Source organism: Aquiflexum gelatinilyticum (assembly GCF_024741135.1).
Taxonomy (GTDB): Bacteria; Bacteroidota; Bacteroidia; order Cytophagales; family Cyclobacteriaceae; genus Cognataquiflexum; species Cognataquiflexum gelatinilyticum.
On record NZ_JANSUY010000003.1, the window covers coordinates 360,116 to 380,564 of the forward strand.

The window sequence follows — 20,449 nt, forward strand, 5'->3', positions numbered from 1 at the left end:
TTAGAGCGAATTCTCTTGAAAAAACTTCTAGAAAGACTTAAATCTCATGAAAACAACCCCAGAACACAATGAGCGTGTGGCAAAAATGACTTTTGCCTCGGTGTTTCCCCACTATATCAGCAAGGTGGAAAGCAAAGGAAGGACAAAGGAAGAATTGCTTCAGGTCATCACTTGGCTGACCGGTTTTGATGAAAAGAAATTGCAGGAATTGATTGATGAAAAAGCCAACTTTGAAATCTTCTTTGAAAAGGCCGACCTAAATCCAAATGCGAGACTTATCACGGGATTAATTTGTGGTTACCGTATTGAAGAAATTGAAAATCCCGTCACCCGAAAGGTCAGGTATTTGGACAAGTTGGTTGATGAGTTGGCCAAAGGAAAAAAGATGGAAAAGATTTTACGGGTTGGGTGAGGAGTTCCAATTCCAAATTTACTTAAACCAGCCCTTTACTTTTTCTATCCACATTGAATTTTTTGCAGCTTTTTTTTCATCCCCGGAAATATCGTTGCTTATCAGCATGGCAATGGGTTTCAATTGGTCAAACTCTTCGCAGATTACTTTGAGGATGGAAGCAAATGGCAAAAATAGAATCATGCCTGCCACTCCCCATACCGCAGCACCGACCAACAAACTCAATATGGCGACCAAGGCATTGACATTGAGGCTACTGCCAACAATCTTTGGATTGAGAAAGTTGCTTTCAATTACCTGGATTGCCCAAAACCAAATAACCACCGCCACGGGAACCCATAGAGAGTCCGAAGACATAAAAGCGTAAAGTACCGGAATAACTGCGCCAATGGTGGTGCCGACAAAAGGTACTATGGATAACAGTGCTGCTAAAAATCCAAATAGAAAGGGATTGTCAATCCCTATGAGAAGCAATCCTATACTGTTGGCAAAACCCAAAATCAAAATCAAAATAAACATTCCCGAAAGGTATTGTTTTCCAACACGCTGTATTTTTTGGAGCATCCTAAAGATTCTATCCTGATTTTCTACCTCCCCAAAAGAGACAAATGCTTTGGTCAAACCATCCCGATAAATCAGAATCAAAAATGTAAATATGATGGTGGTAAATATGCCTGTAAATAGTGTGGCTGTAGTGCTAAATGTACTTTGTAATAATGTCCCGGATGATGCCTGAAGCCAACTTATTCCTTCCTCAATCAATTCTTCCCTATTCAAATCTTCAATAAAATTGATATTTCCATTTATATAGACAATTACCTCGGATAGGGTGTCCATTATTTTTCCTGTGAATCCTGCAATCTGATCCGAAAAATTCATAATCTGGGTTGAAAATAAAGTTAAAAATCCTGTTAAAATCAGAAACATCATCAGTAAAGAAAGGAAGGCAGCAAGCAACCGATTGACTCCCCATGCCTCTAATTTTTGAACGACCGGAAATAAGATAAATGACACTAGCAATGCCATGCTAAGTGGTATCAAGACAGATTTGGCAATCACCATCACGGCAAAAAGACCAAATACGAAGGCCAGCACGAAGAATAATTTGGAGAAGGATAGATTCATAGGTTTTTCAATGTCATGTCTTTAGCGTAAAAAATGGCATAGAATTATTTATGCCTTTTTTGCTTGGAATCATTTAAGAAACCAAATTGAAACAAAAGAATTCGCTACAAAGGTCGGGATTTTTTATAGGAAAGAGCATTAAAATATCAATTGTGTTTTACATAATTCGCTGAAAACCCTAATTGGATCATTATTTCTGACATATCCCGCAGAACTGTCCTGTCGTAAATTCTGACGGAAAGAGCCAATCAAGGAAAAACAGAAAGTTGGTTAAGATTACGCCTACTTGAGTTAACTTCAAGCATGGGAACAACAGAACAAAAAGAAGACAAAGAAATTGAAGCCATCAAAAAAGATGAAAAAGTGCAAAGAGCCCTGAGCGAAACCTCCCTTGTGGCACAAAAAGAAGGTCCCGATGGTGCACAAAAGAAAGTTCCCTTTCTAGGCATCACAGCCATTGTTTTTTTGTCATGTGGAGCCCTTTATTTTCTCTTAGGCTGGAAGAGATTGCCTATTCCGATTACCTATATTCCACTTGCCCAAAAAATTTTATTAGCCATAATGTTGGTTTCTTTGGTATTGTTTGCGATTAGGCTTTTAAAAAATATCGTTAACAGTAAGATTGAAGATAAAACCAAAGAATTTAATTTCAACCGGATCGCAGACTTATTTGCAGCCCTGATCATTCTTGTCATTATCCTTTCCCTTCTTTTTGCGAATTGGTATGCGGCTGCGGTTTCATTTGGAATTATATCCTTGATACTTGGTTTTGCATTGCAAAATTTGATCACTAGTTTTTTTGGATGGCTTTATATTCTGATCCGAAAACCGTTTGAAGTCGGTGACCGAATTAAGATAGGAAATGTCTTTGGAGATGTTATCAATGTGGGTTATCTCGACACCACCCTTTGGGAATTTCATGGGGATTATTTGTCATCTGACCATCCAAGCGGACGTATTATCAGGTTTGCCAATTCCAAGGTATTCGGTGAATACGTATACAACTATTCTTGGCCCTTGTTTCCTTTTATCTGGAACGAAATGAGCTTCTTTATTTCATATGACAGCGATTTTAAATTTACCAGCGATACCATCAAGCGTGTGGTTGAAGTTAAGATAGGTCAAGCAATGGTCAGAAGGGTGAAGCGATTCAAAAAGATATTGTCAGAAACTCCCGTGGATGAACTAGATGTCAACGAATACCCGACGGTGATTTTGAAGGCGCATGTCAATACCTGGATAGAGGTGACAGTGAGGTACCTGGTCGAACCCAAAAATTCCGGCCGTGTGAAAAGAGAACTTTTTGAAGTTGTAATAGAAGAATTAAAGAAAAATCCGGGTAAGGTGATTTTTCCCAATACCAAGATGAAATGATCCTGCAAAAGATTTTTTTATAGGACAATGGAAATATATAACATAAAGATTGTCAAATACTTAAATCTCACGGTTTTTAGATTTTTACTTGAAAGTGGTAAAAGATGGAGAGTTTTTAATATTAATTTAATTTGACCAAAATTAACTATTGGGTTCAATGATCCATTTTGATTATCAGAATTATAGATAGAATTTCAGTAAAACCTTTTTACCTGTAATTAATTTTTGAGCGACATACTTTGGCGTTTCATACTTCTACTTTTGGAAAGACATTAGAAATAAAGAGAAACATGAAAACATCCAACCAAATATCAACTAATAACGGGAAGAATTTTTTTGATCTTCAAAACACATCTGCAAATATGAGTCTTTCAGAAGTTTTTGCAGAGAGAAGTATCTCCTATCTTAATGAATTGACACTATTTCTAGCCCATTTTAATTGTATTCCCAATTTAATTGAAGAGATAGATATTGATTGCAAAAAGGCCAATCTTTGGTTTAACAATAAGTTTGGATCAGAAGTTAAAGCGCATTATTTCAACAAAAGGTACTTCGGGGGAAGTGTTAAGGCAGAACTTGATGATATCTATTATTTTTTGGAGGAAGATTTATTGGTTGATTTTGACACCAACAGTTCCATAGTTAGATTTTTATTCAGAAAAACTGACCCTTCAAAAATTGAGGAAATAATTAAAGGAATTAAAAAATTCAAAAAAGGAAGGACCAAGCGAAAGCCTAAGATTTTATTGCTTGTTGGTGGCATGAAAGGGATTTATACAGAAGCATTGGCAATAACAAAGCCGAAATTGAATATTCAGGATAATTATAACGAAGGCTTTTATGAAGTTCATCAGACTATCATAAAAAGACTTTCCAAGAAAAATGATAAGGGTATAGTCCTGCTTCATGGCAAACCTGGAACAGGAAAAACTTCTTACATCCGGTACCTCATCGCATCACTTAAAAAGAAAATTATTTTTCTTCCGCCAAATATGGCAGGAGCCATTACAAGCCCAAACCTTATTTCCATTCTGATCGAAAATCCAAATTCCATCTTTGTCATTGAAGATGCCGAAAATATTGTAGTGGATCGGGAACGGGATGGAGATTCACCGGTATCGGCATTGTTGAATATTTCAGATGGATTGCTTGCTGACTGTCTGAATGTTCAAATAATCTGTTCTTTCAACATTGATATTTCAAAGATTGACAGTGCATTGATTCGGAAAGGAAGACTTATAGCAAAGTATGAATTCAAAGAATTAGAAGTGGCCAAAGCCCAACAGCTATCTAACAAACTCGGCTTCAAAACGACCTTTGACAAACCCATGACATTGACTTCAGTCTATAACCAAGAAGAAAAAGATTACCAACAAGCCAAAATTAGTAATCCGGTAGGTTTTCAACTTTTAAGCAAAAACAGGCAAGCCGAAAACTGTATAGAGTAGGCATCAAAATGAATTCAAAAAAATGGCAAATTTTTATTGTGAATATTGTGGGTCAAAGTATCCAAGTGTGGCTAGTTTGACGAGTGCCCAATGTATGAGGTTTCCCAATGGACCAAATAATGGAAAACACAAACTTTATGAAGGAAGCGAAAAATCACAATATGTCTGTAAATATTGCGCTACCAAATATTCTTCAGTTCCTTTCTTGACAAGCTATCTATGCATGAGGCATCCAAGCGGTTCTAATAAAGGGAAACACGCACTAGCTTTATAGATTATGGATTCATTTACCGCCATAGATTTTGAAACCGCGCAGGGATACCGATGGAGTATTTGTCAGGTCGGATTGGTCCGGGTGGAGAATCGAATCATCACAGAGAAATTATCCATTCTCGTCCGGCCGCCAAAAAATTACTATTGGAATAAATTTATTGACATACATGGAATTACTCCCGAACAAACTGCGGAATTACCAACGTTTGATTTAATTTGGGATCAAATTGAGCCTTTTATCACAAACCAGAATGTAGTAGCCCACAATGGATTCCGCTTTGATTTTCAATGCTTAAAGGAGACACTGGCGTATTATGGTATTTCAATTCCGGTATTTACAGGGCATTGTACCTACCGCATATTTGGAGTTAACTTGGCTTTCCTTTGCAAGAACTATGGAATCCAATTATACCACCATGATGCCCTGACCGATGTAATGGCTTGTGCAGAATTGTTTAAAATTTATTCACAAAACCAATAATAGGAAGTTGAGTTAAGAGGTTTTATTTGTTGATTTTTATTTAAATGAGTTCACTAACTGATGTCCAAACGAGGCTACATATCGCGCTACTTGCTTATTCTAAAAAAGTTGAAATTAAAACCTTATTCAACTTATGAGGAATTGCAAGCCTATATAGAAAATCAATTCGATTACCTGCAGGTGCAGGATGATACTTTGAATATTGGCTTTTCGAAGCGAACGCTTCAAAGAGACATCAAGGAAATCAGAAACGTTTTTGGGATTGACATCGAATTTTCAAAATCCAATAAGGGATATTTTATAAGCCAAAACGAAAATGAAAACATGAATTTCCAAAGAATGATGGAGGCATTCGATATGTTTAATTCTTTAAATCTGGCGCAGGATTTAACTCCTTTTATTCACTTGGAAAAACGCAGGCCACAGGGAACAGAAAATCTATACGGACTCCTTCACAGTATCAAGAATAGGTTAAAAATCGAATTTACATATCAGAAGTTTTGGGACGACGAACTGAGCCGACGAATAGTGGAACCCTATGCTTTGAAGGAATTCAAAAACCGATGGTATATAATTGCTAAAGACTCCAAAGACAATGACATCAAAAGTTTTGCTTTGGACCGTTTGACGCAGCTTGAAATTTCAAAGCAGACTTTTGTTTATCCCAAGAATTATAGCGTTGAAGAAAATTATCGCTATTGTTTTGGAATCATAAGTCCAAATGGAGAATCACCCCAAGATATTATTTTAGCATTTGACCCTTTTCAGGGAAAGTATATCAAAACATTGCCTTTGCATGACTCTCAGGTGATTTTGATAGACAATTCTGAAGAAATAAGGATCAAACTCAGGTTATGCCTTACTCATGATTTTTTGATGGAATTACTTTCTTTCGGAGAATACCTGAAAGTAATCGAGCCAAAGGCTTTGGCCGATAAGGTGAAAAAATCCCATGAGAAAGCATATAAGCACTACTGATTTTGGAGAAGGATTTGGTAATTGTTGAGATTAATCCGACAAATCTGATTCCTATAATCTCATCGTTTTTACCTTACGGTTACAAATAATTACTCCCCTTATTTTTTAACCATAAACTTCAGGTTCTGGATTTCATGGTGGGATGTAAATCTCACAAGGTAAACCCCGTTGGCAAACTCATTGACATCTATTGGAATCAGGTTTCCGTTGGTAGGAATATCATTCAAAGTTTGAATGACGGTTCCCTTTGAGTCCAAAACCTCTATATACTTGAGCTCAGGATCAATCATTTTAGGAAAGGCAATATGGATTATCCCTTGGCTTGGGTTGGGGTAGATGGTGATTTCATTTTTATTTTCATCTGGTGTGGATAAAATCATATCCACCCGCACGTTGGCAGTTTTGGAGCTTTCATTTCCATAAAGATCTCTGACGGTGAGTGTGACCAAATTTTCACCATTGTCTTCTTTGGAAAAGTTTGATTTTGAAAGACTTCGGCTTTCAATTCCACAATTGTCAAAAGAGCCATTGTCAATGTCTTCAGGCAAAAGCACCCCATTTCCATCTTCATTAAGCATCAAAGTAAAATTTCTGATCAAGACAGTAGGTGGGTTTTTATCCATAACTGTGACTATTGCTTTTTGAGTATTTTCGTTTCCATTGATATCAATCGCTTTGAAGATTATTTCATTTTCACCAATATCATTACAGTCAAATTCAGTTTTGGATAGAAGCAACTCACGGATTCCCGCGTTATCTGTGGTGCCATCGTCAATTTCATCAGGTGAAATTTTTACTTGCCCCATTTCATTTAAATTGGCTGTAAGATTTTTTAACCTGATTACTGGCGGTTCGGTATCGGCTTTAGTTACATGGATATATTGGGTCCTGTTGATGGTGGAGGAACCTAAAGCATTGGAGGTTTTCAATGAGACCTGAAAAACACCCTCATTTGGATAGGTAACGGTTGGATTTTGGAGGTTGCTGGTTTCGGGATTTCCTCCTTCAAATGTCCATTCCCATGCTGTGGGAGTCTCGTTACTCAAATCAAAAAAATTAACTTTTTGCCCTTCATATATTTCCCTGTTATCTGCCCCAAAAAATGCCAAAGGTAATTGCAAAGCTGAGGGAGCCGTCAGACTTTCTATTTTTTTACTGAGTTCATTGGTACACACCGAGCAAAAATCCCTTCCAAGGAATCTCATTTTACAATTTTGATGCGGTCTAAACCATGTCGGTGATTCTTCATGTGCATATATTCCTATTCCGTTTTGGTTAAGGAAATTTTTCCATCTGATATCATTAACATTGCTGGTTTGGGTCAAATTATAAGTTTCCCTGGCATATTGGCTTCCTGCCCAATACTCATCAGCCAAGCTGGAAAAAGTATGACCAAGTTCATGAATCATGATCTCTGCAGATTCGGGATTTGTCGAAAAAGTTGCAAATGTGCCTCCACCTCCTCCGTATCTTTGGTCGTTAACCATAATGAGTCCGATATCAAAAAATGGAGTATGGTTATTGAGAACTTCCAAAATCCTGTTGATTTGGGTTGGATATAGCAAGCGCTCTATATTTAAAGTATTGAAAGAGCTCCCAAAAAAATTATCAATAGGTTGGTCGGGACGGTTTGCCGCTCCTGAAACATTAGAAACCACCTTGACAGCATAAACATTGATTTTTTGAGAATAGGCATTCCATGGACTTTGGATAAGCATGCCGTCAATATTTTTTTTGACATCTTCGATGAATTTTTCCTGTTCGTTCAAGGTATATCCATCGCCCATTACTACCAAATTGAGCATTTGGTCAGGTGAACCGTTGTATCTGATTATTTCCATTCCAAAGTTTTGTCCAAAGGAACTTTGGTAAAGGAAGAACAATGAAATTAAATTGGCGATAAAAATAGCTACCTTCTTCATCGGACGTTTGGTTTATTATAGTTGAAGGTTTTTAATAATTCCCATTTATCCTCTGCGAGCTTTTCTACCTTGATTTGCTGAAAACAATCTTTCCATTGAAGCCTTATAAAAAATTTCGCTTCCTCTAATTCCACCGCTTCAGCAATCAATTTTCCCGTACTGTCACCTGATGAATATTCAACTTTCCTTAAAAGGGGATTGGCAACGATCATTTCTTGGCAATTAACCCCCTTCAAATCCAGAAATGTCAGTTTAAGGTCTCCATTGTAAGATGTGGATAGGCCTGTTTCATTTCCTTTGTAAACCCCCACATTGAGATAGGACTGGTCTATGGAAACAGAATCTTTTTGATTGATATAAAACAAAATCAGGAGGATTTCAGGATTGGTCCTTACTTCAGTTGAAACTTCATTTTGGATCCTAAACTGATCTTCAGGCTTTACACTTTTGCACGAGAAGTGAAAAACCAAGAATAAAATGATTTGAAAATTTGAAAGCCTGTTCATATTTTTCTTTTAAAAAATAGAACCTGAATATCTCAAAAAAATAGGTTTGATCCAAAAATCATTTCAGAATTCTAATCAGTTTTTAGTTTTTGAAAAAAAATGAATTCTGCCTAAGTCAATATTTTTGTCTTTAGAGATAAGAACAACTTCATTTCCTTGATTGATTTAAACCCTCTCACATCATAAAATTAAAACACTTCAAAACCCGGCTACGTTGGTTTCGGGATTTGGGATCGCCCATCAGGAACTGATATCGGAAAGATACTTCATGGGCGCCTTGGGTTTGGAAACCGATTTTGGAGATCATAAAGTCATAGCTATATCCGATTACCATGCCGTTGGACAGATTGATGCCAAAAAGAAAGATGATGGAATCCTGATTGGGAAGGTCTCTTACTCCGGGAATTCCCCTGAATCCCAATCCCCCAATAACATTGCCAAAGAGCATCTGTACACCGAGGTCCAATTGCTGAAAAGGATTTTGGTTTTTGTAGTTGGCAAGGATGGATACCTGATTGTCAAACTTTGACCCAAAATAATTTCTCGAGCCCAAAGGGAAATTGACTCCACCGTGAAAGCTCCATTTCATTGGCAGGAAGCCAGCTTCATTGTCCGGAAAAAAACTAAGGCTAGGCCTGTTGACATGGTGGGCAGATCCTCCCAACCAAAAATATTCATTGTTGACCAAGGCGCCAAAGGAAAGGTCTAGGTACCCGTTTGGTTCAAATTCAGGGATTTGGTCAATAGTAGTTTGGTTTATAGTGCGATTGAAAAGGTCCACCTGATCTCCAAACACGAGGTTGTCAAGCTGAGCGCTACGTCTTACCCAAGCTGCCTGCCCTCCAAATTTGAAGTTCCAGGTATCTGCTACCTGTAAGTTATAACTATAGAGTAGAGATACGTCTGTGGTATTGATTTGCATGTTTGATTCTTGGAAGCTGTTGACCATAAATCCAAAACCACTGTTAAGGTCAAAGCTGTAATGGTCAAAATAGGCCGAATAGGCATTGAAATCATAGTTCAGGCCAGGCCATTGTTTGCGGTAATTGACACCAACGCGGCTCAGTTCGGTAGATCCTGTAAGAGCAGGGTTGAGGTTGAGGGGAGAGGCGTAAAACTGCGAAAAATGAAAATCCTGTGCCGATACCTGCAGGAAGGCGAAAATACAGAACAGTCCGATAATGAATCTTTTTTCCATCATTTCAGTAAGAGGAAGACCTCCGTTTGCGTTTCTACCCGTCCATCTACGGTTTCAAATTTGAGCCTGTATATGTAATTGCCAGGTATGGCATAATCTCCACCGACTTTCCCATCCCAACCCTGCGAATTGATGTCCTCGGTGTAGAAAATGGTTTCTCCCCATTTGTTCAAGATCCAAAATTCCATTTTGGTGACATTGACAAATTTGGGAAAGAAATAATCATTGATCCCATCTGCATTGGGAGAGAATACATTAGGGACCACCAAAAAGAAATCCGTTATCTCGATTTCTTTTTTAACTTCCAGGATACACCCGTTTTCATCTATAGCTTGGAGGGTGACGGTATATTTTCCTGGCTTTTGGTATGTATGTGTTGGGTTGATTTCGGAGCTGCTGTTTCCATCACCAAAATCCCAGAAGTAGGAGATGATATTTCCTACAGATTTATTTTGGAAAGTGATTGGGATACCGACAAGGAATGATCCGTTTTGGTCAATCCCGGTGGATTGGATGCTGGCATCGATGACTACGTCTGTGTTTTCCACTTCAAATGACTCATTGAAAGAGCATCCTACCGCGTCAGTGATGGAAAGCAGGTATAGACCCGGTTGTCTTGTAGACATTTTCAATCCATCATCCTCTACTGATCCGTTTGACCATTGTATGGAATAAGGAGGTACTCCACCTGTTATTGAGATGTTGAATTCTTCTGTTATGGCTCTTGGTTCACAGACTACGTTGGTTTTTCTTACAGTGACCACCTCGATCGGAGCAGGCCTTTTGATTAGGAACTGACCTTCGATCGTGCATCCATTCGCATCGGTTACCTCAAGAGAATAAGGTCCTGAGGAAAGATTGATGAGGTTTTGCTGGGTACTTCCGTTACTCCATTTGAAAGTGAATGGCGGGGTTCCGCCGGCTACATTGACCAAAATATTTCCGCTCTGAGGATTGTCGCAGGAAAGTGCATCAGTCACGACAGATTCTAGGACCAATGGATCCGGCTGGATAATCGTAAATTCCCTTCTTACAGGACAGGTACCGAATTTGGTGACAGTCACCCCGTAGTTGCCCGGACCTAAGTTGAAAATCCCAGGAAGTTCCTGTCCGTTGTCCCATCTTATATTGACGCCTTCATTACCGCCTTCGATATTCAATTCAATAGCCCCGTTTTGCTCGCCGAAACAGGTGATTTGGGTTACCTCTGAACTCACTTTGAATAAGGGTGCATCTACTATATTGACAGATTCGGAGACGATACAACCTGCTTGATCCTCCACAGTGACGGTGTAAGTCCCCGGACCTACATTTTCGAAGGAAGTTGCATTCGAACCAAAATCCCAATCTATCTGATAGGGTGCTACACCGCCGATAATGTTCAGGTCTATTTTGCCATCATTGGCTTCGTAGCAAGAGATGTCTTCCTTGTTTACCTGAATCTGAAGCTTGACTTCCGGTTCGGCGATGAGAATCGGACCTGTTGAGACACTGCAATTGTTGTTGTCGACCAAAGTCAGTTCATACGTACCTGCCTGCAGGTTTTCAATAATTGGACTGTCTGCTTCAAAAATCTGACCGTCTTTGGTCCAATTGAATTGGTATCCTTCAGGTTCTACTCCTCCTGAAACCGCTACCTCAATCCTTCCAGTATTGTCTCCTGTACAGAATACATCGGTTTTCTCAACAAAAGTTGCTAACAATGCTTCTGGTTCCATGAGGGTATAACTCTTGGCGATATTGCAGCCAAATTCATCTTCGATCAATAGTTCGTATTGGCCGGGGGCTAAATTTTCTATTGTCTGGTTCCCTGAAGTATAGCCATTGGGTCCGGTCCAAGTGAAGATGAAATTCCCGTTTCCTCCTGAGGGTATGACTGATACCCTGCCATCATTCGCTCCAAAGCAGCTGATTTCAAATCCTGAAAAATCTGAAACTTGCTCTGTGAGGCTGATGGATGGATTGACAGTGATTTTATAGATTTGCGGAATTCCGGAGCAGGAATTTTGAACTCCGGTAAAGGCACTGACCTGATATTCCACTGTGAGCGGGTTAGGACTTGGGTTGATCAGATTTTGGACTGGAATGGTGTTTCCTTGGCCGGACAAGACTACACCTTCAACACCATTTGGGGAAGCAGTCCAAGTGAATGTTGCCGAAGGAACGGGACTGGAGATCAAAACTTCGCTACTTGAGGTACCTGTACAAAGGACCTGGTCACCAATTGAAAAATTGATACCCGGAGAAGGAAGTAGTGTAACAATCAGTGAAAACGGTTTTCCCGGACAAGATCCCAGAAAAGGTGTGACTTGATAGAGAAGATTTCTTGCCTCATTGGTATTGTTGGAAAGGGTATTTTGAATAGAGGAACTAGGTTGGGTGGAAGGCGCTGCACCGAAAACACCCGGAATTTGGTTTACCGTCCAAGTGAATAAAGAACCTGGGATCAAATTTTCTGGAGTAAAGTCCAAATTGGATCCGCTGCATATTTCCAAGCTATCATCGATGTATACAGGCTCCGGATTGACAGTAATCTTGTAGGTTCCTACCACTTCTTCACAAGCTCCTAAGTCCTCTGCTACGATTTTGGCAAGAAAAATGACATCGATAGGGGCGTTTGTGATATTGGTCAAAAGTTGGGAAGGAATCACGTTTATCCCGCTTGCTATTACCCCGCCAACGCCATTGCTTTGGGCGGTCCATTCTATATCATATCCCGGGGGTTCAGAAATCAGGTTGACCGCTGAGGTACTTTCCCCTGAACATATTTCTTGGTCAGGAATAGAGAATTTTACTGTAGGGGCAGGAATGACTGCGACCAAAACCTCATCAAACTCCAAACAGCCCGTGTCTGTGTTTCTGATTTGGACGGTATACTTTGTGGTTTGATCAGGTTGGATTGTTGGGCTTTTTGTGTTGGCATTTTCGATAGGGCTTACAGGATCTGAACTCCAGGAATAAGTATAATTACCTTCAGGAGAGGCAATGGCATCCAATGTCAGGATTTCCCCTTTGCAGATACTTTTATCTTCCCCTGCATCTACAACAGGTAGCGGATTGAGCTCAAACTGAATGGATTCCTGAACTGTTCCGCAGGAATTGGTAACTTCCAAGGTGATATTTTTTATGCCGGGAGTGCTAAATGTAATTGATCCTGGATCAAGGGTATTTGCAGTTGCCGGTGTTCCTCCCTCAAATGTCCATTTATAAACTGTCGATTCTGAACCGCAAGAGCTGACATTTGCTAGGGGGTTGAGAACTAGTTCCCCACAGGCATCAGGGATATTTTCAATTGCAACCAATGGTGGAGCAAAAACAGTTACTGTTTTCAAATCGGAAAAAACACCACAAGGAGTATTTAGAGTTTGTGTGATCAGGTAATTTCCTGGACTTGTAAATTCAAATACAGGGTTGATGGAGTTGGGACCGGTTCCTTCTAAAAATGACCATGTGTCAGAAGTACTGCATTCATTTCCTTGGATGGAAACGGACCAAGTCAGGAAATTCTCAGGTGCCGCACAGGTCTCGAGGATATTTGAGTTATTGGTAGTCCTCACCACGACTGGTCCACAACCTTCAAGTATATCCACTTCAAATGCAGGGATAGGTTCGGGGATGATACATACTGTTTCGGTGATTTCCTCTATGCCACACCTGTTGCCTGAAATAAGTTTGATTGTGTAGACTCCCGGTTCGGTAAATCTTGGAGTCAAGACCATTGATCCATTAATCCAGGAATTAGGGATATTTGGATTTGTAAGGGTTCCCAAGGTATTTCCCGGACTCAATTCCCAACCTGTGGTGGGGCTTATTTCCCAGACAAACTTACCAATGTTGGTACATTGGCCACTGTTGTTTGCTTCATTTCCATAAAGAGTCTGGTTTTCAATTTCAAAAAAAGTATTTACACAATAAACATCCTCTTCAATTCCAATGATGGGTTCAGGTTTTTCGGTGACATAAATGGGTACGACTTGGGCAGAAGATTTTGAACAGGGATTTTCTGCCAAAATGGTGGCTGAAAATGAATTTGGGAATCCTTGCCCACCAGATTTTCCGCAGGAAGTTTCTGTAAAAATATGACTTACAGAAGGAGGGGGAGGGTGGTTGAAAACCTGTGGTTCTGATCCGTCAGAGAAAGTGACAGTATAAACCGTTCCGGAAGGATTATTTTCTGTGCCTGTAATCGGGAATGTCAGTGCTTCTCCTGAACATATATTTGTATTGCCGGGATTACCAAATCCAACAGCAGGATTAGATCCTATGAAAACACCGATTCTTTTTGTGATGGAGCAGCCATTCCCGCCAACTACAGTATAGTCAAGGTAAAATACCCCTATGGGATAAGCATGTGATACCTCTTCCCAATTTTCTGCGACAAATGGTTCGGTTCCATCCCCCCATTCTATGGTGTAGGACACATTGGTTTCTTTTGTGGAGGAGTTATTAAAAAAAGTGAAGGCCGACTGTTCATTGTCACAGACTATAAAAAAGGGAAGGTTGTCAAAGTCCGAATCAAAACGGTCACTGATTACTGTGGTAGAAGGAATTTGGTTGATGGTAATGGTATCGGTTTTTGAGTCTGTTTCTACGCCCAATGAATCCGTTACGGTCAATTCTACTACGTAAGTTTGCGTGCCATTCCCAATGGCATTGTCAAAAATATGTTCAGGAGATTCCAAAGTAGAAGTTTGCCCATCCCCAAAATCCCAAAGATAGGTCAATTGGGAACCGGTAGATAGGTTGGTGAACACCACAGGCGAGGAACCGCAAAGATCGTTTTGGACAAAAGAAAAATCAGCTATAGGGGCTTCTATTAAACTGTTATTTATGGTGGTTTTTGGATAAATGGAATCCAATCTGCCAGAAAGTACCAACATGGCACTTACCCCACCTACCAAAAAGAATAAGGCTAGATAGAATGTGGCGAAAAACTTTTTAATGGAATTCATTTATCTAGCAATAAATAAAAATGTAATACGTATACAAACTATTGCCGAATATAATCAAACTATCTTAAAAAATATATCCAAAAACTTAAAACCAATCCAAAATCAGTTGATTTGATTTTTATTAAATGACCCTTACGGAATTCCTATGGCTAAATTTTTAACCAAGGCTATAAAAACGAAGTGTCATTGGCAGCTTCTTTGGTCATGACTTCAGCAACTTCTTTACCCAAGTACCGATCAATCAAATAATGTCCCAAATAGAGTAGGGGAGTAAGCAGGATGGCTACACTGAATTTATAGACATAATTGATAATGGCAACTGAGGCCACTTGTGCCCAACTCCAGTTTCCAAAAACATAAAAAGCAATTCCCAAGACAACAAAAGAGTCGATCAGTTGAGACACTAGCGTAGATCCGGTGGCCCTGAGCCAAATCATTTTTGAACCGGTGATTTTTCTCAGTTTCTGGAAAACATACACATCAATCAACTGCCCCAACAAAAATGCAGTCAGTGAGCCCAAAATAATTCCCAAGCCTTGTCTGAAAATCATGTTGAATGCATTGTTGATGTTGAAAGCATTGCCATCTGCATCCGGGGTGTTGACCTCAAGCCAAAAGGCTGCAGGAGGGAGAACGGTTACTACTGAAATGACCAAGAAAATGTAAGCAATGAAAAATGCAGTGATAAAGCTGATTTTTCTGACCCCTTTCTTTCCAAAATATTCATTGATAATGTCGGAAGTGATAAATACGACCGGCCATATCACCGCTCCCGCAGTCAGGTTGAAGTCAAGGATATAATCCCCAAAGATTTTCCAACCTACAGGCTCAATTCCCAATGTCTGCTCTCCTGAGAATATTTTGACACCGATTATTTCTGCTAAAATTGCATTGGTGAGGAAAAGACCGCTAAGGATGATGAATAAGTTTGTTTTCTTGGATTGAAAAGACTTTTGTTCGGTTATACTTCCCATAAAGTTGTGGTGATTTTTCAGTTGGGATTAGGGTCAGATTGAATAAGTTATTCCTTCTTCACTAAGGAAACTATTTTCAAAAACTTCTTTGGCCTGATTCAGGATTGGGATAAGGTCCTTGTACCTCGAGGAGTAATGTCCCAGAAGCAATTTATCAACCTCTGCTTCCTTTGCAATGTTGGCTGCCTGTCGCGATGTACTGTGAAAAGTTGTACCCGCTCTTTCTGTCTCGTCATCACCAAAGGTAGCCTCGTGGTACAATAAATCGACGCCTTTGATATAATCTACCAAACTCAGGTCAAAGATGGTATCAGAACAATAGCCATATTTTTTGGATTGTTTTGGAGGATAAGTATATTCTTCTACTCTGTATATGACTTTGCCGTCGGAGTCTAACACATCATTTCCTTCACGTAAAGAGACAATGGCTTCTACAGGCATTTTGGTTTTTACCAATTTCTCCTTGATCATGTTTCGAAGTCCGGGCTTTTCTTCGATCAAAAATCCAGTACAGGGAATTCTGTGTTGTAAGGGAAAAGTGAAAACCCTGAACATGGGTTCTTCCAGGATCAGGTTTTTTCCTTCAGCCTGAGTAGGAACAAAACGTAAGGGGAAACTCAGTTTGGTATTGGTATGCTTAAGCTGAGTGGTGATGATCTCATCCAGTCCACTTGGTCCAAAGATGGTCAATAGTCTTTCCCTTTTTACCAGATGGAAGCTTGAAATCAAACCCATCAGGCCATAAAAATGATCGCCGTGAAGGTGAGAAATCAGTATGAAGTCTATCCTTCCAAATTTTAGCTTGAATTTACGGAGTTGGATCTGAGTTCCTTCCCCACAATCGATCAATAAAAAAGAATTGCCCACGGATACCAGTTGTGATGTCTGGTTTCTTCCGTGGGCAGGAATGGCGGAATTGGATCCGAGGATGGTGACTTCAAATTCCAAAATTAATCTTCCTCTTCTTCTTGTTCTTTACCTTCAATTTCATGGATAAAGATAGCTTCGGCAGCTTCTTCAATGGTGTCCACAATGATAAAAACCTTATCGAGCATGGAAAGTTTAATTAATTTCATGACATGGTCCTGGGGAGAAGAAATGATGAAAATCCCACCATTGCGGCCAAATTCCCTGTTGCCTACCAAAAGAGCACTCAATCCGCTTGAATCAGCGTATTTCACATTACTCATGTCAATGACCAAGTTGTTATAACCTTCAGCCTGAACTGTCAAAAGTTCAGACTTGAGTTTTGGAGAAAGTGCTGAGTCCAGCTTTTCTTCCATTGGGGTAAAAATTACGTATTGTTCTTTTTTATCAACTGAATACTTCATAGCAATCGTTTTTGAATGTTGTCCCTCAAAATAGGACGGTTTTGTGAATTAAATATTTTCCAATATGGCTTTTTCTATACTTCCTTCCAAATCTGTATAAGCAGATTTAACAAATGGTTCACCAATAATATTTTCATAGAGTTCGATGTACCTGTTGGAGATTTCTTCAATGAATTCATCCTTCATTTCCGGAACTGATTGGCCTTCTTTTCCCTGAAAACCATTTGCTATCAGCCACTGTCTTACAAATTCCTTGGAAAGTTGCTTTTGGGCCAAGCCTGCATTTTGGTATTCGTCGTATTTGTCCGCATAGAAATACCTTGAAGAATCCGGGGTATGAATTTCATCTATCAGAAGGATTTGATCCCCATATTTCCCAAATTCATATTTGGTATCTACTAGAATAAGCCCCATTTCTTTGGCCATTTCGCGTCCTTTTGCAAATAGGGCATGGGTGTATTTTTCCAACACTTCATAATCCTCCCGGCTTACAATCCCTTGCGCGAGGATAGCTTCTTTGGAAATGTCTTCATCGTGACCTTCGGAAGCTTTTGTCGTAGGGGTGATTATAGGATGTGGAAGTCTGTCATTTTCTGCCAATCCTTCCGGAAGGGAAACACCGCAGATGCTTCTTTTTCCGGCTTTGTACTCTCTTGCAGCATGGCCGGCAAGGTATCCCCTGATGACCATTTCAACTTTGAAAGGCTCGCATTTTTTGCCGATTGTCACATAGGGATGTGGTGTGGCTGTTACCCAATTTGGGACCAAATCAGCCGTTGCTTTCAGAAACCGGGCTGCAATTTGATTCAAAACCTGCCCTTTAAATGGGATGGGTTTAGGTAAAACCACATCGAATGCAGATATCCTGTCTGTTGCGACTACGGCTAACTTATCCTCAAAAATATACACGTCCCTTACTTTACCTTTGTAAAAACCCACTTGATTTGGGAAATTGAAATGGGTTTCTTTTATGGCTGTTTTCATAGGTTTGATCTATTTGGCAAAATTAGAAAAAGATGGCTGTTTTGGGGATTTGTGAAGGATTAATTATCAGTTTTTTCCTATTTTTATTTTGTTGGCGGGTCGACAGGTTTTCCCTCTTTGAATAACCTTTCAGAAATCAGGTTGCCACTTTCATCAAATATTTTTTGGATACCGTGTGGTTTTCCCAACCTATAGTAAATAGATTCTTTAAGATTTCCATTGGGATGGAAAATTAGGACTTCCCCTTCCTCCAGTCCATTTTTGAAGTTGATGACCCTTTCTTTTTGGCCGTTTTCATGATACCCTAGGATTTGGACAATTTGTCCGTATCCATTGAAGTTGCTGATTTCGGAGGTTTTTCCATTTTCAAAATAGCTGATAGCTTTTCCGGTGATGTTCCCATTTTTATAGCTGACAACTTTTTCTGTTTTTCCGCTTTCGTAAAAACTTTCAAACTTGCCTGTAGGAATGCCCTTTTTGTAGCTTCCCTTTTTGGCTACCTGGCCGTTTTCAAAATAAAAAATAGCTTCACCTTCCTGTATACCGTTTTTGTAATTGATTTGTGAGGAAATTTTTTCCTCTGGATAATAAGTAAATTGTAGACCATTCAGCTTTCCGTCTTTATAAGTAGACCGGTTTGTAAGCTGTTCCTCGTAATAATTCTCCCTTATTTCGATGACACCTTCGTTGAATAATATTTTTTCAGAAATTGCTCCGGGCAATTCCTCGCTATATACCAAAGTCCAACCATTTGGTTTGTCATTTTTAAAGAAAGATTTCTGCTTGACTGTTCCTTCCTCAAAGTAAGAGGTGATTTCCCCCTCTATTTTATTGTCCACATAAGTTAATTCCTGAGATACCTTGCCGGAAGGAAAGTAATTGATCGATTTACCCTGCTTTTTGTCATTGACATAATTGACTTTTCGGAGCGTGTCTCCGGTCTCTGGATACCAATCAATAAACAAACCTTCTTTCTTGCCATCTTTAAGATGGCCTGTCTGCGCCAATTCCCCTGTTGCGAGGTAGAGTTTGAAATTTCCCTGTGGTACACCACCAACGGTGAAATATTCTTCCTTCAGTAATTTTTTATCTTCATCGTAGTATACTTTCACCAACTCCTGAGAAAATAACGGTGCTAAAATCCCAATTCCAAATAGTAAGGTCAGGGCGGTTTTTTTCCAAGCCCCTTGATTTTGATTAAAATACATTGAATGAGTGGGTGATTTCATCAGGAATTTTTGGGGTTAATTAGGTAAAAAAATACGGGGATAAAAGTAGATTTCCTTTATCCCCAATTCAATCAGAGTTTTTCGATGACGATGGCCGAAGCGCCACCTCCGCCGTTGCAGATACCTGCGACGCCGATTTTTCCATTCTTTTGATCTAACACGGAACAAAGTGTCGTAATGATCCTGGCACCCGAAGCGCCAAGCGGATGTCCCAAAGAAACAGCTCCGCCAAATACGTTCAGCTTGTCATTGTTGAGGTTAAGCTCACGCTGGTTTGCGATAGCCACAGCGGCAAATGCCTCGTTGATTTCATAATAATCAATTTCCTCAGCAGACAACCCTGCATTTTTGATGGCTTTTGGGATAGCCAAAGCCGGTGCGGTGGTAAACCAAAGCGGATCTTGTGCAGCATCTGCAAAACCTCTTATTTTGGCGATGGGTGTGAGTCCAAGTTCCTCGACTTTTTCTTTGCTAGCCAAAACCAATGCCGAAGCACCGTCATTCATGGTGGAGGCATTGGCAGCGGTTACTGTACCGTCTTTTTCAAATACAGGTCTCAGCGTGGGAATTTTGTCAAACATGACATTTTTGAATTCCTCATCTTCCTCTATCAGGATTGTTTCTCCTTTTCTTCCGGCGATTTCCACAGGGATGACCTCGTCTTTGAATGCCCCTGATTTCCATGCATCAGCCGAGCGTGTGTATGATTGGATGGCATAAGTATCTTGTTCTTCCCTGCTGATATTCATTTCCTTGGCGGTATTATCTGCACAGTTACCCATCGGGAATTTATAATAAGCTTCAAACAAACCGTCTTTGACCAATCCGTCTACCAGTTCGGCATTGCCGTATTTGTAACCGAATCTTCCTTTTGGAATATAGTATGGGACATTGGACATGCTTTCCATACCACCTGCTACCACAAGGTCGTTTTGACCTGTCATGATAGATTGTGCTGCAAACATCACTGCTTTCATTCCTGAAGCGCAGACCTTATTTACTGTCGTACAAGGAACATTGTAACCAAGTCCTGCTCCGATAGCGGCCTGACGTGCAGGTGCTTGTCCGAGATTGGCAGAAATCACATTCCCCATCATGACTTCCTGTACTTCGCTTGGATTTACTCCTGCTTTTTGCAAAGCACCTTTGATGGCGATACTTCCGAGTTCTACGGCAGTCAACCCGGAAAGCTTTCCGCCAAAACTTCCAAGCGGAGTTCTTACTGCGGATACGATATAGACTTCTTTCATTTGGGTTTATAT

16 protein-coding genes are annotated in these 20,449 nt (G+C 39.9%); 5 read left to right on the plus strand and 11 right to left on the minus strand.

Going from position 1 to position 20,449, the window contains the following annotated elements; genetic code table 11:
- The first annotated feature begins 46 nt into the window (after positions 1–46).
- Positions 47–412, plus strand: a complete 366-nt coding sequence (locus NU887_RS07640) for a DUF2200 domain-containing protein (protein WP_258422783.1) — start codon at positions 47–49, stop codon at positions 410–412.
- Positions 413–430: 18 nt separating this feature from the next.
- On the opposite strand, the gene NU887_RS07645 is transcribed toward NU887_RS07640, so the two are convergent.
- Positions 431–1,537: an AI-2E family transporter gene (locus NU887_RS07645; protein ID WP_258422784.1), complete on the minus strand. Its 1,107-nt coding sequence runs from the start codon at positions 1,535–1,537 to the stop codon at positions 431–433.
- A gap of 303 nt (positions 1,538–1,840) precedes the next feature.
- Between NU887_RS07645 and NU887_RS07650 the strand changes: the two genes are divergently transcribed.
- The 4 genes from NU887_RS07650 (at position 1,841) to NU887_RS07665 (ending at position 6,091) form a co-directional block, all read left to right on the plus strand.
- Positions 1,841–2,911: a mechanosensitive ion channel family protein gene (locus tag NU887_RS07650; RefSeq protein WP_258422785.1), complete on the plus strand. Its 1,071-nt coding sequence runs from the start codon at positions 1,841–1,843 to the stop codon at positions 2,909–2,911.
- A 362-nt stretch (positions 2,912–3,273) separates the two neighbouring features.
- The gene (locus NU887_RS07655) at positions 3,274–4,359 is read left to right on the plus strand and encodes an AAA family ATPase (RefSeq protein WP_258422786.1); all 1,086 of its coding nucleotides are present in this window, start codon (positions 3,274–3,276) and stop codon (positions 4,357–4,359) included.
- 277 nt (positions 4,360–4,636) lie between these two features.
- A complete protein-coding gene (locus NU887_RS07660) occupies positions 4,637–5,113 on the plus strand; it encodes an exonuclease domain-containing protein (RefSeq protein WP_258422787.1) in 477 nt (158 codons plus the stop codon).
- Positions 5,114–5,221: 108 nt separating this feature from the next.
- Positions 5,222–6,091, plus strand: coding sequence for a helix-turn-helix transcriptional regulator (locus tag NU887_RS07665; protein ID WP_258422788.1), 870 nt, complete (start codon positions 5,222–5,224; stop codon positions 6,089–6,091).
- 98 nt (positions 6,092–6,189) lie between these two features.
- Here the strand turns inward: NU887_RS07665 and NU887_RS07670 are convergent, their stop codons facing one another.
- The 10 genes from NU887_RS07670 to NU887_RS07725 all read right to left on the minus strand — a co-directional run bounded on the left by NU887_RS07670 (position 6,190) and on the right by NU887_RS07725 (position 20,437).
- Positions 6,190–7,932, minus strand: coding sequence for a M64 family metallopeptidase (locus NU887_RS07670; protein ID WP_258422789.1), 1,743 nt, complete (start codon positions 7,930–7,932; stop codon positions 6,190–6,192).
- A 77-nt stretch (positions 7,933–8,009) separates the two neighbouring features.
- Complete coding sequence (locus NU887_RS07675; protein ID WP_258422790.1) at positions 8,010–8,519, minus strand: hypothetical protein; 510 nt, start codon at positions 8,517–8,519, stop codon at positions 8,010–8,012.
- Between the two features lie 175 nt (positions 8,520–8,694).
- Positions 8,695–9,717 carry a PorP/SprF family type IX secretion system membrane protein gene (locus NU887_RS07680; protein WP_258422791.1) on the minus strand — a complete coding sequence of 341 codons (1,023 nt, stop codon included), beginning with the start codon at positions 9,715–9,717 and terminating at the stop codon, positions 8,695–8,697.
- On the minus strand, positions 9,717–14,669 hold the full coding sequence (locus NU887_RS07695) for a PKD domain-containing protein (protein ID WP_275982348.1): 4,953 nt from the start codon (positions 14,667–14,669) through the stop codon (positions 9,717–9,719). The genes NU887_RS07680 and NU887_RS07695 overlap by 1 nt, the downstream gene beginning before the upstream one ends.
- Positions 14,670–14,836: 167 nt before the next feature.
- Positions 14,837–15,643: a queuosine precursor transporter gene (locus NU887_RS07700; protein ID WP_258422792.1), complete on the minus strand. Its 807-nt coding sequence runs from the start codon at positions 15,641–15,643 to the stop codon at positions 14,837–14,839.
- Between the two features lie 33 nt (positions 15,644–15,676).
- On the minus strand, positions 15,677–16,591 hold the full coding sequence (locus tag NU887_RS07705; protein WP_258422793.1) for a ribonuclease Z: 915 nt from the start codon (positions 16,589–16,591) through the stop codon (positions 15,677–15,679).
- Positions 16,592–16,593: 2 nt separating this feature from the next.
- Entirely contained in the window at positions 16,594–16,974 is a 381-nt protein-coding gene (locus NU887_RS07710; protein ID WP_258422794.1) for an STAS domain-containing protein, read from the minus strand.
- A gap of 48 nt (positions 16,975–17,022) precedes the next feature.
- Complete coding sequence (locus NU887_RS07715) at positions 17,023–17,958, minus strand: phosphoribosylaminoimidazolesuccinocarboxamide synthase (protein ID WP_258422795.1); 936 nt, start codon at positions 17,956–17,958, stop codon at positions 17,023–17,025.
- A gap of 83 nt (positions 17,959–18,041) precedes the next feature.
- A complete protein-coding gene (locus tag NU887_RS07720; RefSeq protein WP_258422796.1) occupies positions 18,042–19,187 on the minus strand; it encodes a toxin-antitoxin system YwqK family antitoxin in 1,146 nt (381 codons plus the stop codon).
- Positions 19,188–19,258: 71 nt separating this feature from the next.
- The gene (locus NU887_RS07725; RefSeq protein WP_258422797.1) at positions 19,259–20,437 is read right to left on the minus strand and encodes an acetyl-CoA C-acyltransferase; all 1,179 of its coding nucleotides are present in this window, start codon (positions 20,435–20,437) and stop codon (positions 19,259–19,261) included.
- Positions 20,438–20,449: the final 12 nt, after the last annotated feature.

Bases quoted from the DNA above. Each gene is read 5' to 3' on its own strand.
- NU887_RS07640 (WP_258422783.1), top strand. From the start codon at position 47: ATGAAAACAACCCCAGAACACAATGAGCGTGTGGCAAAAATGACTTTT.
- NU887_RS07645 (WP_258422784.1), bottom strand. From the start codon at position 1,537: ATGAATCTATCCTTCTCCAAATTATTCTTCGTGCTGGCCTTCGTATTT.
- NU887_RS07650 (WP_258422785.1), top strand. From the start codon at position 1,841: ATGGGAACAACAGAACAAAAAGAAGACAAAGAAATTGAAGCCATCAAA.
- NU887_RS07655 (WP_258422786.1), top strand. From the start codon at position 3,274: ATGAGTCTTTCAGAAGTTTTTGCAGAGAGAAGTATCTCCTATCTTAAT.
- NU887_RS07660 (WP_258422787.1), top strand. From the start codon at position 4,637: ATGGATTCATTTACCGCCATAGATTTTGAAACCGCGCAGGGATACCGA.
- NU887_RS07670 (WP_258422789.1), bottom strand. From the start codon at position 7,932: ATGGAAATAATCAGATACAACGGTTCACCTGACCAAATGCTCAATTTG.
- NU887_RS07675 (WP_258422790.1), bottom strand. From the start codon at position 8,519: ATGAACAGGCTTTCAAATTTTCAAATCATTTTATTCTTGGTTTTTCAC.
- NU887_RS07680 (WP_258422791.1), bottom strand. From the start codon at position 9,717: ATGGAAAAAAGATTCATTATCGGACTGTTCTGTATTTTCGCCTTCCTG.
- NU887_RS07695 (WP_275982348.1), bottom strand. From the start codon at position 14,669: ATGAATTCCATTAAAAAGTTTTTCGCCACATTCTATCTAGCCTTATTC.
- NU887_RS07700 (WP_258422792.1), bottom strand. From the start codon at position 15,643: ATGGGAAGTATAACCGAACAAAAGTCTTTTCAATCCAAGAAAACAAAC.
- NU887_RS07710 (WP_258422794.1), bottom strand. From the start codon at position 16,974: ATGAAGTATTCAGTTGATAAAAAAGAACAATACGTAATTTTTACCCCA.
- NU887_RS07715 (WP_258422795.1), bottom strand. From the start codon at position 17,958: ATGAAAACAGCCATAAAAGAAACCCATTTCAATTTCCCAAATCAAGTG.
- NU887_RS07720 (WP_258422796.1), bottom strand. From the start codon at position 19,187: ATGAAATCACCCACTCATTCAATGTATTTTAATCAAAATCAAGGGGCT.
- NU887_RS07725 (WP_258422797.1), bottom strand. From the start codon at position 20,437: ATGAAAGAAGTCTATATCGTATCCGCAGTAAGAACTCCGCTTGGAAGT.